At 35.4% G+C, this 15,862-nt stretch carries 14 protein-coding genes and 1 riboswitch; all 14 genes read right to left on the minus strand.

Annotated features, from left to right (window positions below; all coding sequences use genetic code 11):
- Positions 1-67: 67 nt before the first annotated feature.
- On the minus strand, positions 68-799 hold the full coding sequence (gene nagB, locus ACH6CY_RS03190) for a glucosamine-6-phosphate deaminase (protein ID WP_374065807.1): 732 nt from the start codon (positions 797-799) through the stop codon (positions 68-70).
- 10 nt (positions 800-809) lie between these two features.
- Positions 810-1,985: an N-acetylglucosamine-6-phosphate deacetylase gene (nagA, locus tag ACH6CY_RS03195; RefSeq protein WP_374065808.1), complete on the minus strand. Its 1,176-nt coding sequence runs from the start codon at positions 1,983-1,985 to the stop codon at positions 810-812.
- A 148-nt stretch (positions 1,986-2,133) separates the two neighbouring features.
- Complete coding sequence (locus tag ACH6CY_RS03200) at positions 2,134-2,400, minus strand: AbrB/MazE/SpoVT family DNA-binding domain-containing protein (protein WP_374065809.1); 267 nt, start codon at positions 2,398-2,400, stop codon at positions 2,134-2,136.
- A gap of 115 nt (positions 2,401-2,515) precedes the next feature.
- Entirely contained in the window at positions 2,516-3,421 is a 906-nt protein-coding gene (cyoE, locus tag ACH6CY_RS03205; RefSeq protein ID WP_374065810.1) for a heme o synthase, read from the minus strand.
- 235 nt (positions 3,422-3,656) lie between these two features.
- The gene (locus tag ACH6CY_RS03210; RefSeq protein ID WP_374065811.1) at positions 3,657-5,351 is read right to left on the minus strand and encodes an FAD-dependent oxidoreductase; all 1,695 of its coding nucleotides are present in this window, start codon (positions 5,349-5,351) and stop codon (positions 3,657-3,659) included.
- Between the two features lie 167 nt (positions 5,352-5,518).
- Entirely contained in the window at positions 5,519-6,505 is a 987-nt protein-coding gene (locus ACH6CY_RS03215) for a Gfo/Idh/MocA family protein (protein WP_374065813.1), read from the minus strand.
- A gap of 57 nt (positions 6,506-6,562) precedes the next feature.
- Positions 6,563-8,005, minus strand: a complete 1,443-nt coding sequence (locus ACH6CY_RS03220) for a DEAD/DEAH box helicase (protein WP_374065814.1) — start codon at positions 8,003-8,005, stop codon at positions 6,563-6,565.
- A gap of 102 nt (positions 8,006-8,107) precedes the next feature.
- Complete coding sequence (locus ACH6CY_RS03225; RefSeq protein ID WP_374065815.1) at positions 8,108-8,968, minus strand: aldose epimerase family protein; 861 nt, start codon at positions 8,966-8,968, stop codon at positions 8,108-8,110.
- 571 nt (positions 8,969-9,539) lie between these two features.
- Positions 9,540-10,538: an ABC transporter substrate-binding protein gene (locus ACH6CY_RS03230; RefSeq protein ID WP_374065816.1), complete on the minus strand. Its 999-nt coding sequence runs from the start codon at positions 10,536-10,538 to the stop codon at positions 9,540-9,542.
- Between the two features lie 2 nt (positions 10,539-10,540).
- Positions 10,541-11,281 carry an ABC transporter permease gene (locus ACH6CY_RS03235; RefSeq protein WP_374065817.1) on the minus strand — a complete coding sequence of 247 codons (741 nt, stop codon included), beginning with the start codon at positions 11,279-11,281 and terminating at the stop codon, positions 10,541-10,543.
- Positions 11,278-12,039, minus strand: coding sequence for an ABC transporter ATP-binding protein (locus ACH6CY_RS03240; protein WP_374065818.1), 762 nt, complete (start codon positions 12,037-12,039; stop codon positions 11,278-11,280). Before ACH6CY_RS03240 ends, ACH6CY_RS03235 begins: the two co-directional genes overlap by 4 nt.
- A complete protein-coding gene (locus tag ACH6CY_RS03245; RefSeq protein WP_374065903.1) occupies positions 12,026-13,330 on the minus strand; it encodes an acetylornithine deacetylase in 1,305 nt (434 codons plus the stop codon). Before ACH6CY_RS03245 ends, ACH6CY_RS03240 begins: the two co-directional genes overlap by 14 nt.
- 214 nt (positions 13,331-13,544) lie before the next feature.
- Positions 13,545-14,231, minus strand: coding sequence for a thiaminase II (gene tenA / locus ACH6CY_RS03250; RefSeq protein ID WP_374065819.1), 687 nt, complete (start codon positions 14,229-14,231; stop codon positions 13,545-13,547).
- Positions 14,232-14,318: 87 nt separating this feature from the next.
- Positions 14,319-14,419: riboswitch (TPP riboswitch) on the minus strand.
- Positions 14,420-14,527: 108 nt separating this feature from the next.
- Positions 14,528-15,829 (minus strand): hemolysin family protein, encoded by a 1,302-nt coding sequence (locus tag ACH6CY_RS03255; protein ID WP_374065904.1) that lies wholly within the window; start codon positions 15,827-15,829, stop codon positions 14,528-14,530.
- Positions 15,830-15,862 lie beyond the last annotated feature (33 nt).

Genomic DNA, 15,862 nt, shown 5'->3' on the forward strand with positions numbered 1-15,862 from the left:
ACAGACTCCCTTATCCCTTGTCCGATTAGAAAAGGGACAGCGCCTATCATCGCCTGTCCCCTTATTCTTACTTATTTATTTTTGATGCTGCCGCTTTGTCAGCAATAATTGTTACATTTGGATGTTCTCTTAAAATAGAAGCAGGGAAATCTTCCGATATTGGATCATTTACTAATTGATATAAACAATCTGCTTTCTTTTCACCAGAGATTAGTAATACGATTTGTTTACTTTGCATAATTGTTTTAATACCCATCGTGATCGCTTTTGTTGGTACTTCATCAATCGAATCAAAGAAACGAGCATTTGCTTCACGAGTTGAGGGTGCTAAGTCCACAACATGGGTTTCTTGGTCGAATGGAGTACCTGGTTCATTAAATCCGATATGACCATTCAATCCAATTCCTAATAGCTGAAGATCAACACCGCCTGCATTTTTAATCTTTTCCTCATATTTGTTACAAGCTTCTTGTAAATCTTCTGTCTCACCCTCTGGAAGATTCGCTTGTTTAGCAGGTAAATTAATATGATTAAAAAGCTTCTCATTCATATAATGGTGATAACTTTGTGAGTTATCTGGTGAAACACCTACATACTCATCTAAATTAAAGCTTGTTGCATTTTCAAATGATACATTATTTTGCTTGTACGCATCAATTAATAACTCATAAAATCTTTCTGGTGTAGAACCAGTTGCTAGACCTAGTACTGCATTAGGCTTCTTATTTACTTTTTCTACAAATATATCCCTAGCTCTTTTACTCATCTCTTCATAATTGTCTACAATAATAAAGTCCATTTTATCTCTCCTATTCTTTTTCTTGAATTGAGTATGCAATATTGCCTCTACAGATAGTATAGTGCACACGCCAATTATTGTCTATCAATACAATATCTGCATCTTTCCCAATGCTAATACTTCCTTTACGGTCATAAATATCAAGTTGTTTAGCAGGATTCACTGCTGTCATCTGCACAATGTCTTGCATGTCTGCTTCTGTAAATTCAGTCATGTTTTTAGCTGCGTCTATCATACGTAAAATACTTCCCGCTAATGTTCCGTCTGATAGCACTGCTTTTTCATGGTTGACTGTTGCCATTTGACCACCTAAATCATATTCGCCTGGTGGTAAGCATTTCGCTCGAAGTGCATCAGTAATTAACATTAATCGCTCACTACCAATATTTTGATAAATTAGCTCAATCATTTCTGGCGAAACATGTATACCATCTGCAATCAATTCTGCTTTTATTTGGTCGAGTAATAAAGTAGCACCTACTACACCAATATCTCGATGGTGAATTCCTGTCATTGCATTTGCAATATGCGTTACTTGACTTACCCCTTGAGAAATAGCTTTTTTCATCTCATTGATACCCGCATCTGTATGTCCTGCTGAAACATTAATACCTTGTGCAGATAAGGCTTTAATAAATTCGCCAGTTGGATCTGTTTCTGGCGCCATTGTGATTGTTTTAATTTTATTTTTCGCTAGTGTTTGCCAATGATTGAACTTTTCTAAATCGGCTTGTTGGATAAACTTCTCGGGTTGTGCACCAGCACGTTTTGTAGAAATAAAAGGCCCTTCCAGATGCACACCAACAACCTCTGCTTGCCCTGGTTTATTATCATATGCACCTACATTTTTCAGTGCAGCTTCAATATTTTGATCTGATTGTGTAATTGTCGTAGCAAGAAAACTTGTTGTACCTTCTTTTGGAAGTGCTTTTGCCATTGTTTCCATTGCTTCTGGCGTGGCATCCATTACATCGGCACCATTTGCTCCGTGAATATGGGAATCGATAAACCCTGGTATAGCAGTTAATCCATTTCCATCAACAACAGAACTTTCTACGTCATCACCGATTGCATCCATAATAGCAGTGATTTTTCCGTCTACTACTTTAATACATCCATTTTCCTTACATACTGTCTCTGTGATTATTCGCACATTTTTAATTAAAAGTGTATTATTTTTAGACATATAACCGCTCCTTGCTATTTTATTTCATATAATTCAAGATTAGCATAGAAAAACTATAGTTGTCTATACCAATCCATATAGAGGACAAATGATTCACGTGAAAAAGCGAACATACTTGCTTCAAACAAGTGCGTTCGCTTAAAAGTAATTATGATTGCAATTCTTGTTGTAACAATTCGATTCCTTTAGGGCTAAGCGTGATTTTCCCATTGAAAAAAGATTGATTTTGATCACTAATTTCTCCAGTAATCATACACGATTTAGTTGAATTATATTTACGTAAAACAATTCGATCACTATCTGTAAAAATTTCTAAAGGATCTTTATTTGCAATATTTAAAGATGTTCGTAATTCTTTTGGTAATACGATTCGTCCTAAATGATCAGTTTTTCTCACAATACCAGTACTTTTCATTCGTCACCTATCCTTTCAATTGTTATTTCTTAAGAACAGCATACTATGTGATAGTCTGTCATTCTCTCTAATGAAAATAATACTACTTCATATTAGAAAATACTAGACTTTTTAACTATAAAACAAATGTCGCGATAACGATTCCTATAAACAGTAACATAATGTAATTAACTGAGAATAGGAAAATTTGATTCGCCCAGTTCCAATCATCCTTTTGCTTCAGATAACCAGTAATAGCAATCATGAATCCAGCACTAGCCATGGCAACTGCAATTATCATAAATACAGATCCAAGTGGATAAAATAATAACGAGCTAGGAATTAAGCTGGCTAGATAATAGGTTGTTCTTCTTTTCGCTACATCAATTCCATGCGTAACGGGTAGCATCTTAACACCAGCAACTTTATATTCATTATACTTTTTAATGGCAATTACATACGTATGTGGCATTTGCCAAAGAAAAAGGATAACTACCATAGCAATTGGAATAAGTGAGAGCTCTGATGTAATCGCATACCAGCCAATTAAAGGTGTAACCGCACCAGATACACTACCAATAATGGTGTTCCAAGTATATCTACGCTTGGCCCAAATTGTATATAAAAAAACATAAGTAACCCAGCCAATTAATGCAAAAATAACGGTTAAAAGCGTTGTGAAACTTAACAATATAAATCCAATAATAGATAGAATCATAGCAATATTAAAAACAGTAGATAATGCGAATTGGCCTGTTACTGTCGGGCGATGCATTGTACGTTTCATCACTGCATCTATATCTACATCATACCAGTTATTAAACACAAGCGCGCCTGCAATGACACATGTCGTTCCTAACAATGTAAGAATAGTAGATAGTATGGAATGTGTGGCAGTTTGATTCACATAAAGTGCAGCAGTTATTCCAGCAAGCACTGGTAATATGTTAGAAACAAGCACAAGTCCTTTGAAAAGCGCTTTGACATCTTGAAGAAATGAAGTTTTACTTGCTTCTATTGTATCTGTAGATACTTGCTCCATCTTTATTTCCTCCAATACGTGATGGATTTATTATAACATGCTACAAAGAAAATGTAGAGCATAGCAGTATTTTCGATTTGCAGAAAAACCTTTTCCGACTCATTTGTTTATAAAAAATGATGCTTGTTTTAATAGTATATGCTTACAAAACTTGACTCGTAAGCTTGATTTCATTAACAGGAAAAAGGTAGTGCAAATCAGTACACTACCTTTCCAATTAGTTGTAGATAGACGATTATTTAAAATTATATTTCGTTACAATCGGTTCTCTTTCTTCTGCTCGGTCATTAAAATATTCATATAGAGAAATTCCTAGATATGATCCTGACATATTAAACACGTTGCCGTATCCCATATTGCGTAAAGCAGCAACGACATTATAACTACGCTGACCAGAACGGCAGTGAATATATACTGGTTGATCCGTTGGAATCTCACCCAAACGATTTCTAAATTCACTTAATGGAATATTTTTTGCCGTTTTTAAGTGACCTGCTTCATATTCTTTTTTCTCTCTTGCATCAATAATAAATGCACCATTTTCTACAAGTTCTCTTGTATCAGACACTTTAACTTGTTTTATCTCACCATTTAAAACATTCAGCCCTACTAGTGCAGCAAAGTTCACTACATCTTTTGCAGTTCCATAGACAGGTGAATAAACCAGTTCAAGCTCTTTTAGATCTTCTAGCGTACCGTTCATCATGATCATTGTAGCGATCACGTCAATTCGCTTATCGACGTTCCCTTTTCCGATTGCTTGTGCACCAAGGATTTTTCCAGTTGGCACTTCAAACAGCAATTTAAAATGCATTACATTACTTCCAGGCATAATGCCAACTTTATCTGTTGGAATTACATACACATAGTCATAATCAATACCTGCTGCTTTTGCTTGTTTTTCGTTGATACCAGTTGAGGCAGCATTTAAATCAAATATTTTAATTCCAGAAGAACCGATTACACCAGTATTTCGATGTGGAATACCATACATATGGCCTGCTGCTGCACGTGCTTGTCTTTGTGCTGGGCCAGCTAATGCAAGACGTGTTTTTTGACCAGTAATTTTATGGTGTACTTCAATTGCATCACCTACAGCATAAATTGCCTCATCTGTTGTTCGATAATTGTGATCTACTTTAATACCACCTGTCGTACCGATTGCTAAACCTGCTTGTTTAGCAAGTGTTGTTTCTGGACGAACACCAATTGCCATCACCACGGCATCAGCAGCTACTTTATTTCCTGATTGTAACTGAATTTGGTTCTCTTCAATTTTGGTAATCCCGTCACTTAATACGAGGTTGATTCCTTTATCCAGCATTTCTTTGTGTAAAATTTGCACCATATCATAATCAAATGGTGCCATCACTTGATTTTGCGCTTCTACTAATGACACATTTTTTCCTGCATAAGCTAAATTCTCTGCTACTTCAATCCCGATAAAGCCCCCACCAATAACGGCGATGTTCTCAATCTCTTTTTGTTGTACGTATTGATTGAGTTTTTCTATATCAACTACGTTTCGCACAGTGAATACATGCTTCTTATCTGCTCCATCAATCGGTGGCACAATTGGGCTTGCACCAGGAGAAAGCACTAGCTGATCGTATTGCTCTTCGTATTCCTCACTTGTTTGTGTGTTTTTTACTGTTATCGTTTTTTTATCACGATTAATTTTTATTACTTCACTATTTGTTCGTGCTTCAATACGATATTGCATATCAAATTTTTCTGGATTCATTAGCACAAGACGACGACTATCTTCAATTTCTCCGCTTAAATGGTAGGGAAGAGCACAATTTGAAAACGATACATGTGGCCCTCTTTCAAACATTATAATTTCCGCTTGTTCATCTAAACGACGAACTCTTGCTGCTACAGAAGCCCCTCCAGCTACGCCACCTACTATTAATACACGTTTACTCATTCATTAAACCTCCAATATAATAAACTACTCTTTATTCATTTTTGACAACTTCATCGTTATTTATTTCACAAACTAATAATACCATTAGGGGTATATAATTGCAATGAAAAAAAAGACTGTTCATAAAATATTCATAAATGAAGAAGGAGGAAAGCCTCCTTCTCCATTTAATTTGATTCAAAAGGGTAAGTTAATCCCCACTGTGCTCGAATGTTGTCCATTAATTTCATAATCGCTGCTGATTCATCTAACGACATAATATCACTTTCTAGCTGGTTGTTTTGAATCAAGCGCCCAGCTTCTTCTGCCTCAAAGCGAAAGCCTAATGATTCACGATTATCTTTAAATGTTTGCACCGTTTCAGCTACGTGTAAAGAAGCCTCTCTAGCATTATGGAAAGAGGGGATTTGAATGTAGCCTTTTGTTCCATGAATCGTTGCCTCATTCTTTAAGCCAACTCGAATAGCTCCATTTAAACTAGCCACTTTTCCATCTGAATAACTTAACAGGATAGAAAACTGTTCATCAACTCCTGTTTCACCGATGTGTGCTGTACTCACCACTTTTTCTGGATTTGCCCCAAAGATCATCGATGCAAAAGAGACAGGATAAATGCCTGCATCTAATAGAGCCCCACCACCAAGGTTAGGGTTGAGTAAGCGCCACTCTGGTAACCATGGTGCTCGAAAACCAAAGTCTGCTTTAACAAGACGAATTTCACCAATTGCATTTGATTTAATCCATTTTCGAACTTGACGAATTGCTGGTAAAAATCTTGTCCACATTGCTTCCATTAAAAATAATTTCTTTTCTTTAGCATAAGTAATTAGTTCGTCTAACTCGTTTGCATTAACAGTAAATGGCTTTTCACATAGAACAGCTTTTCCAGCTCGTAAGCTTGTCAGTACATTTTCCTTGTGATATGGGTGTGGAGTCGCCACGTATATGATATCCACATTTGGATCTGCTACTAATGCTTCATATGTGCCATATGCTTTGGTCGCACCATATTTATCGGCAAATTTTTGTGCTGAGTTTATCTTTCTAGAGCCCACCGCATAACATTCTCCATTATCCGTATAAGCCAAGTCACTTGCAAATGCTGCGGCTATATCACCTGTTGCTAAAATGCCCCATTTTAATTTTTGCGTCATCACAATGCCCTCTTCCCTTTAGAATAAGACAAGGAGTCTGTATTCCCTGTTCCATTTTTATTTTCTTGCTTGGTGTACTTTCAATTGCTTCCCTTTTATTGTTTTATGTTTCATTGCTTGTAGGACGAGCATTCCTTTTCCATTCAATATTTCTATATAGGATTGATTATGTTCAACTGTAATCATGCCTATATCATCTGAGGAAACGCCGTTAATGCTTGTAATCGTACCAACAAAATCCAATGCACGAATTTTCTTCTTTTTTCCTCCATTAAAATAAAGTTTCATAATACCTTGTTCGAGCTTTTTTTGAATTCGGTCATTTGGTTGCGGTTTACTGCTTATTTTTTTATAAAAAGCAGCTTTGCACCTATCTATTTGTGCTTTAGAAGGTGGCTTTTGTTTTGTCAGCTCTTGACCAAGGTATGTTTCTATCATCTCGAGGTTGTTCTGTTCCAAATTTGTCACAAATGTAATAGCTTTGCCGGTCTTACCTGCCCGAGCCGTACGACCAATTCGATGCAAATAGCTTTCTTTTTCTAATGGTATATCAAAATTAACAATAAGTGGAATGTTTGCCACATCGATTCCTCTAGCTGCAACATCCGTTGCAACTAAATAGCGAAATCTAGCTGTTTTAAATGTTTCCATTACATAAAATCTATCCTCTTGCCTCATTCCACCATGAATTTTTTCAGTTGGAAACCGCCAAGCCTTTAGTTGTTTCGAAAGCGCATTCACGTTTTCTCGGGTGCGGCAAAAAATGATACAGCTATCAGGATTTTCAGTAATTAAGATCGATTGTAATAGATCTAACTTTTTATCATCTGTTACATCAACCATACAGTGTGTCGTGCGATTTTTCATCTGATTGGCTTTGTTCAATTTAATTGTTAATGGTGCATTCATATATGATTGACAGATATGTTCCACTTCTTCCGAGAATGTTGCTGAAAAAAGCGATGTCACACGATCGATTGGCAATTTTTCAATAATTGCTCGTACTTGATCAATGAATCCCATATTAAATAGCTCGTCTGCTTCATCAATTACCAAATATCGGATAGCATCTATCGGTAACGTTCCTTTTTCTAAGTGATCTAATACTCTCCCTGGTGTACCAACAACGATATGATTTTTTTGCTTTAAAGCTAATTTTTGTTTTTCATAAGACTGTTTTCCGACAATGGGGATTGCTTTTATTCGTTTATATCTACCAATGTTTATAATATCTTGTTTAATTTGGTGTGCTAACTCTCTTGTTGGTGTCAATATAAGTGCTTGAGGTTTGTTTTCTAACCAATCTACTTTTTCACAGAGAGGAATGGAAAAAGCAGCAGTCTTTCCACTACCAGTTTTGGATTGAACAATTAAATCATTGTCTTTTAAAAAAAGAGGAATAACTTCTTGTTGAACATCCGTAGGGGTTGAATATTCTAGTTTATCTAATGCATCTAAGATGTTAGCGTCTAATTGAAATGCACCAAAATCTCTTCGCATACCATCACTCCATTTCTAGTCGTTAAGAGAGAAAGCTCTTCCCTTATCACACTGACAATTTAAAAAATGGGACATGGTATCTAACCCTTGTCCCATTTTATTTTATACGATTTGAAAACTAACCCATGTTTCTAATGAGTCTTTTGGTTCTACCATAAGTAACTCATCTTTACGACACATTTCTCCATTCTTAGCTGTCCATGGTTCAATACAAATAAAATCTTTTTCTTCTTCTGTCCAAATAACTGTATAACGAAAATCAGTCGCACTTTCAATACGTAAATCAACATCTCCATCATATTGTGCTTCTAATTTTTCATGATCTGTTTCTAATACAATTGCTTCTTTTAATCCTTCCATATCGACCTTGCCATCAAAAGGCTTCTCTTGATTATCATTATAGTCGAAGTAGGTTGTTGCATCTGTATTTAAAGAAACTACTTTAGACTCGGTTTTGAAGTATGGATGTAAACCAGGATAAATTGGCATTTGTTTCGTATCTAAATTTCGATAAGATTGATGAACAAACATTTGATTTTGCTTTAATGTGTAAGTGAATACAACTTCAAAATCAAACGGAAAAATTCCTTTTGTTCCAATGCTACTTTCAAATAAAATAGATATAGAAGCTTTTTCTTCATCACACGATGTATCAATTACTTCCCAAGGGTGAATACGAGCAAGACCGTGATTAGGTATTTGATAAGTTTCTCCATTCCAATCGTATTGCTTGTCTTTTAACTGACCTGATATTGGGAATAGAATTGGAATACCACCTCGAATATTCTGTTTACGATCATAGAGTGTTTCTTCATTTAAGTATAAGTATTCTTTTCCATTTACGCCATAGCCGATAATAATACCGCCACGCTCCGGACAAACTTTGATCCAAGATGAATCATCTTCATTGCTCAAATGATACATAACAAACGACTGCTCTTCATATGTTTCAATTTTGTACATAAATAGATAGCCCCTTACTAAATATAATGATTGACAATCTCTCTATAAAAAACAATACATTTTACATTATACAAGAAAATTCGCCACAATCCTATGAGAAATGTTACATTATTAAAATAATCTTGACATGAAATAAGCTTAATAATCTTCAAAGACCTTGTCTACCATAGGATTAAGCTTAATAGAACCGGCAAGAAACAAATAAAAAAGAATCCATTTCTGTTAGAATTAAATTATGACAAAATAATCTACAGAAAGGATTCTTATAATGGATACTAACAGTGAATTTCAACTATCGCATTAAAGGATAAGTTCCCTTTTATCTATTACAGGTAAATTGTTTTTTTAGAGCATTTGATAAAGACATCCAAACCTATGAGGCCATATTTCCACTATTTATTAGCCCTACTCCTAAAGGATGTAACCATGGCTCTAATTTTCAAAATATATTAAGATATAACTGGTTTATATTTGTTAATCGATCGTGTCGAATAAATCATTTCATATGAGCTGTCTTTCCATTTAAATCACAATATGTCTGACCAAAATTTCTCCCATTGATAAACAGTATTTATGGTTCAATATTGACCATAATTTCATCAATGTTTGGACTTTTCTCTATTAAACTGTTTTCTTCAAGCCATTTAGCCGTTTCTTCCCATGATGACCTTTCTTGTGTTGCAAAGCCTGCTTCACTTCTCATTTTTGGCAGTAAAATATTCATGCTTTCTGTTTCAACAGCTTTATTTAGCGGGAAGTTCGCTTCATCTTGTTGATCGAGCAAAATCTGTAACGCCTCTTTACTATTTTGCTCCATAAAATCAAATCCCTTTCGAGCAGCACGCCAAAATGCTTCAATTTCCTCTTTTTCTTCTTTCCATGTATCATCACTTGTTACAGCAACTAATTCATAATAATTTGGCACACCATGATCCACCGGGTTAATATAATCTACATCGTGTCCTTCACTTTTCAACTGTGGCACTTCATGATTAACATACGCGCCACTAACTGCATCTACTTGTTTAGTAACTAAAGAAGAGCCTAATTCAAACTCAACATTTACCATGTCTACTTTCTCATAATTTCCACCATTATTTTCAACAATTGTTTTAACGATCGTTTCATTTAATGGAATTCCAGGATAGCCAACTTTTTTTCCTTCCAATTCTTTTGGGTTATTGATCGGATCGTCTGAACGAAATACAATATGATTTAATGGTGAACGAACGACTGCTGCAACAGATTTTACCGGAATTCCTTCATTTGCGACTGCTTGAATAACATCAGGTTGATAGTACATCCCCATCGTTACCTTTCCGGCAGCAGCAAGTGTTAAAGGATCTGTTGGGTTTGCTGGAAATTGAAATGTTACATCTAAACCTTCTTCTTCAAAATACCCTTTTTCTTTTGCAACGTATAAATACGTATGTACAGCATTCGGATACCAATCTAACATCATTGTCATTTTATGCAATTTCTCTTCTTCTTTTACATCACGTTCATTATTACAAGCTACTAGTACAACTATTAGCAACAAACTTACAAGCAGACGTAAAGTTTTTTTCATTATTATATATTCCTCCATTTCAAAAAAAATTTTTCAATTATTAATACAATCATAAATAGTGCAATGCCAATAAGTGATAATAATACAATAGGTGCAAAGACTCCAGCTCCATCAAATTGTGTCATCATTCGTCTACTAAAATAGCCGAGCCCAGATTGCGCACCAAGCCATTCACCAATAGCTGCTCCAATGACGCTCATCGGAACAGCAACTTTCAATCCCGAAAAAAATGATGGTAGCGCCGAAGGTACTTCTAATTTAAGAAAAATTTGGTGGTTTGTTAAACCAAAAGTTTGAAATAATTCTTTAAAATCTTTATCTGTTGAACGTAAACCATCGAATGTGCCAATTGCGATCGGGAAAAAAGTGATAAGAATGGTAACGACAACTTTACTCCAAATCGTATACCCAAACCACAGTACAAAAATTGGTGCTAAAGCAATGATCGGAATCGTTTGTGAAGTAATCAATAAAGGATATATCGCTTGCTCAATCAGCTTTGAACCATGCATCATCATCGCAACCGCAATTCCTAATAGCAATGATATTGTTAAACCAATACCAATCACTGTTAACGTAACTGGTAAATGTTCTTTTAATAATGGACCTTTTAAAACAAATAATTTTTCGATAATTTGAATTGGTGATGGGAGAATAAACGATACAGCGACAATGCGTGCGACAACTTCCCATACAACCAACATAAGGCAAATAAGCATCGTAGAATAAAAATATTTCTTCATCGTATTACCTGCATATTAAATAGATTCATAAGCTCATTTTTTAATTCAATTAATTGAGGAGTATCTAATTGTTGTCGCTGACGTGGTCGCTTCAATGGAACTTCAATTTCTTCTACCATTTGAATTGGTGCTTCTCGAATCACAAATATTTTATCAGATAAAAACAATGCTTCTGCAATATCATGTGTGATAAAAACAATCGATGTTTCTGTTTGATTCCATTGAGTTAATAACCACTCCTGCATATGCAATTTCGTCATCGCATCAAGAGCTGAAAATGGCTCATCCAATAATAATAAATCTGATGCAGCCTGTGATGCACGCAAAAATGATACACGTTGTCGCATACCACCTGACAATTCATTCGGGTATTTATCATGAACACGCCCTAAACCAACTGCTTCTAATTGTTGTAAAACAGCACCTTTATCATATTTTCTATTTTCCGTTTCAAGTGGTAATGCAACATTTTCTAACACATTTCTCCAAGGTAAGAGTAGGTCTTTTTGTGGCATATAGCCCAATTTGCCTAAACGATTTGTTTCTTCTACACCATTTAAATAAATCGAGCCTTTTGTAGGTTGTTCAAGCCCAACAATTAATCTAAAGATCGTTGATTTACCTGTACCGCTAGCTCCGATAATACTGACAAACTCACCAGGTTTTATTCGGAAAGCCAATTTATCTAAAATATGTTGCGATTGAGGATAACTGAACGATACATTGTTGAACTCTAATACAGCATCATTGATTTTCATCGTTAGCTATCCTTTCTTCTTTTTTTGTATTCGTCCACGCATGAATAAAATAAATCATCGTTTTCGTAAATTGAACTAGCTGTTTAATTGAACAAGATTCGTTGACAGCATGTGCATTTTGGAAATCTCCCGGACCATAAATAGCAGCAGGGATGCCTACTTGCCCAAACCAGCCGCCATCTGTAACAGATGGCGATACATCAATCGTAGCTTTTTGATGATGAATTGCTTCATGACTCTTAGATAATAATTGTACAGCTGGATTGTCTGCTTTCACTTCTAAAGCAGGGAAAATCTCTCCTTTATCTTCAATCATTGAACGTCCACCCCATTCAAATGTTGGAGGATGATGTTTTAACCATGGATCTGATTTTGCAACTGCGCATAGATGGTCTTCAATTTCTTGGCATACTTCCTCGTATGTTTCATTCGGATAATAGTGGACAGTTATCCATAATTTGCATTCATCAGCAATAAATGCAGGATGTCTTCCCCCTTCAATAAAAGCAGGGTTTATCGTGTTTGTACCAGGTAAAAAACCTTCATACTGTTTTGTAATTGCCCAATGTTGCTCTAATGCTTGCAATCCTTCAATTAGGATCATCATTTTTTCAATGGCACTTGCACCGAACAATCGTCCACCCGCATGAATCATATTTCTCCTCATTGCATCATGGTAGGTGGCTGGACTTTTTACAGTAATCCAACCAGTAATGACACCACCTTGCCCTTGAATATGTAAATCACTTGTATCTACAACAAGTGCAAAGTCAGAAGAATATCCTCGTTCATAACATTGAAGTGTTCCTGCTTCCCCCACTTCTTCTCCAATAACAGATTGAAAAATGAGATCTCCTTTGAGTTCTACACCCGCTTCGTGCATTAGTTTTAACGCAAATAATACGCCAGAAAGCCCGCCTTTCATATCGGCAGCTCCCCTTCCGATAATCTTTTCATCTGAAACAATCGGATCAAACGGGTTCGTCAGCCAATTTTCATCTTCTCGAATTTCAGCAACATCAACATGCCCGTTTACAATCAAACTATTATATAGGTTCGATTCTTTTCCTTTTTTTACACCAACTACATTTGGATCATTTGGATAAACATCCCACATATCAATATTGAAATCGAGATTTTTTAAATACTTTGCGATAAATCGTTGGTTGTCCACAGTATTTCTTGCTGGAGGAGCAGGCGTTTCAAACTTGATAAGTGTCATCGCTAACTCGATTAACTCTTGTTGACGTTCGTCTACTTGAAGCGCTAGTTTTGCTAACGTATCTTTCAACATATCCATCCTCTCACAATAAAAAACCACTTAGTCAGAAAGAAATGGTTAGCAAAATAGATACAAAACAACTACATATCTTTTAAACTACCTCTTCTTTCAAATCGTATCTACTAGATTAAATGAAAGAGCGAAGGATAACACCTTTCTCAACTTTACATATGAATGAAGCAAATACAGCCCTAATGGTTAATTTCTATTTATTTTTTCTACCTTATACAATTGCTAATTCTTTTACTGGCCACATGGATTTGTTTTCAGCCATATCCCAAAACATATATTCAAAATAATTTGTTTTAATAAATATATCTTCAAGTTTTTTCAATTCATGCTCAGGCTTATTTTTTGCAATTTCGTTGATTAGGCTAATACAGTCTTCAGCAATTTTAGTAAATTCATCTGACGCATACGTTTCCACCCAATTTCCATACAACTCATGCTCCAATGCGCCCGGCCAAGTTGCTAGCTGTTTTCCAATCCAATTATAGCTCCAAGCGCATGCTAAAACTGCTGCTGCTGCATTTTCTACGCCACCTAGTTGCGCTTGACTAAGCATATAACTCGTGTAAGCTGTCATCGTCGCTGATGGCTCTGTATTTTCTAAATCTTCATTTGAAATGCCAAATTTCGCTGCATATTCACGATGTAAGTCCATTTCAAAATTCATTGTGCCATACAATAAATTCGCAAAGAGTGTCATCGTTTTCAAATCATTTGCCTTTGCACTACCAATTGCAAAAACGCGTGAATACTCAACTAAATAGATATAATCTTGTTTCATATAGTGGATAAATTTCTCTTTATCGAGAGTTCCTTCTCCGATACCCTTTACGAAAGGGTGTTCCAAATAACTGTCCCACACCGGTTTAACTTTTTCTAACAAACGATCAGAAAACAACATCTTATCTACCCCTTTTCAATTTTTGAATACAAAAAAACCACTCCACTAATATAGGGAATGGTTAAATATAAACACATATAAATGTAGGCTATTTCACCATCACTTCCCTACGCTAGTATGACCTAGATCAGGTTCAAAGGGTCAAGACATGTCTCTCTCAGCTAACTACTGCTCCCCTAGTGATTTTCATATTCAATTGTGTATAGCTAATCATATTTACAATTTATTGTCAAGGTAGTGTCACCGCTTAACAAAAGAAACAGCTTTTTAACCCCTACAATGAGATAGCCTATCATTTATTTTTCGTTAATCGTTACATATACTTTCTCGATGCGTTTATCAGATACTTCTTCCACTTTAAATGTAACATTTTTATAAATAATGGCTGGATTTTCTTCGGCATTTGGAATATAGCCAATTTTACCAACTAAAAATCCATTTAATGTTTCATAGTCATCAACAGGTAAATCTAAACTCAATTGATATTCAATGTCATATAAATGCGTATTCCCTGCAATGCGATATTCATATGGAGATATTTTAATGATTTCATTATTCTCATCGTCCAATTCACCATGCTCGCTTGATATTTCACCAACAATCTCTTCAATTAGGTCTTCAATTGTGATTAAGCCATCTGTACCACCATACTCATCAACAATAATGGCAATATGCACATTATTCTTTTGCATTTCTTTAAAGATGGCATCGATTCGCTGTGTTTCCATCACGAAATACGGCTTTCTTAAATAATCTCTTAAAACAAATGACTTATCTTCTTTTTGAATGAAGGGAATGAGATCTTTTGTGTGCAAGACACCGATAATATGGTCTACATCATCCTCATATATTGGAAATCTTGTATATCTTTTTTCATTTACGACTTTCACTACTTCAGACAATGGTTTGTTAATTTCTATCGCACACATATCTGTTCGGTGTGTCATGATATCCGATACTTCTTTATCATTAAATTCAAAAATATTATTAATCATTAATTTTTCATCTGTATGGATGGTTCCTTTTTCCCCACCAATATCAACCATCATACGAATTTCTTCCTCAGTTGCTTCTTCGTTTTCGGCATGTGGATCAACACCAAATAATCGTACCAGCGTATTGGTAGACAAATTCAAAAATGACACCACTGGCAAACTTATTTTGAATAATATGGTTAAAGGTTTCACGGCAATGTTAGCAATTTTTTCAGCCTTTTGTAGTGCTAATTGCTTTGGAACAAGTTCCCCGACTACTAATGTAAAATATGATAATAAAATCGTAATCAAAATGACTGACATAGTGTTTAGGATGCCTAGAGAAATCGGTATGCCCATAGCATATAGAGCTTCAGCTATAGGTGTTGCAAAGGTATCAGCTGCGAATGCACTCGCAAGAAAACCAGCCAACGTAATTCCAATTTGAATGGTTGCTAAGAAACGTCCCGGTTCCTTAAGCAGTTTATCGAGCATAATTGCCTTTTTATCTCCACGTTCAGCTTCTCGTTTCACTTTGTTATCATTTAATGATACTAAAGCAATTTCTGATGCTGCAAAAAAAGCATTTAACAAAATCAAAACAATTAAAATAAGAATAGACATCGTCACACAGAACAACTCCTGTTTAAATAATAT

Source organism: Paraliobacillus sp. JSM ZJ581, from assembly GCF_044383835.1.
GTDB lineage: Bacteria > Bacillota > Bacilli > Bacillales > Amphibacillaceae > Paraliobacillus.

Excerpts from the sequence above, each read along its gene's own strand:
- nagB (WP_374065807.1), bottom strand. The coding sequence starts at position 799 with ATGGACTTTATTATTGTAGACAATTATGAAGAGATGAGTAAAAGAGCT.
- nagA (WP_374065808.1), bottom strand. The coding sequence starts at position 1,985 with ATGTCTAAAAATAATACACTTTTAATTAAAAATGTGCGAATAATCACA.
- ACH6CY_RS03200 (WP_374065809.1), bottom strand. The coding sequence starts at position 2,400 with ATGAAAAGTACTGGTATTGTGAGAAAAACTGATCATTTAGGACGAATC.
- cyoE (WP_374065810.1), bottom strand. The coding sequence starts at position 3,421 with ATGGAGCAAGTATCTACAGATACAATAGAAGCAAGTAAAACTTCATTT.
- ACH6CY_RS03210 (WP_374065811.1), bottom strand. The coding sequence starts at position 5,351 with ATGAGTAAACGTGTATTAATAGTAGGTGGCGTAGCTGGAGGGGCTTCT.
- ACH6CY_RS03215 (WP_374065813.1), bottom strand. The coding sequence starts at position 6,505 with ATGACGCAAAAATTAAAATGGGGCATTTTAGCAACAGGTGATATAGCC.
- ACH6CY_RS03220 (WP_374065814.1), bottom strand. The coding sequence starts at position 8,005 with ATGCGAAGAGATTTTGGTGCATTTCAATTAGACGCTAACATCTTAGAT.
- ACH6CY_RS03225 (WP_374065815.1), bottom strand. The coding sequence starts at position 8,968 with ATGTACAAAATTGAAACATATGAAGAGCAGTCGTTTGTTATGTATCAT.
- ACH6CY_RS03230 (WP_374065816.1), bottom strand. The coding sequence starts at position 10,538 with ATGAAAAAAACTTTACGTCTGCTTGTAAGTTTGTTGCTAATAGTTGTA.
- ACH6CY_RS03235 (WP_374065817.1), bottom strand. The coding sequence starts at position 11,281 with ATGAAGAAATATTTTTATTCTACGATGCTTATTTGCCTTATGTTGGTT.
- ACH6CY_RS03240 (WP_374065818.1), bottom strand. The coding sequence starts at position 12,039 with ATGAAAATCAATGATGCTGTATTAGAGTTCAACAATGTATCGTTCAGT.
- tenA (WP_374065819.1), bottom strand. The coding sequence starts at position 14,231 with ATGTTGTTTTCTGATCGTTTGTTAGAAAAAGTTAAACCGGTGTGGGAC.
- ACH6CY_RS03255 (WP_374065904.1), bottom strand. The coding sequence starts at position 15,829 with ATGTCTATTCTTATTTTAATTGTTTTGATTTTGTTAAATGCTTTTTTT.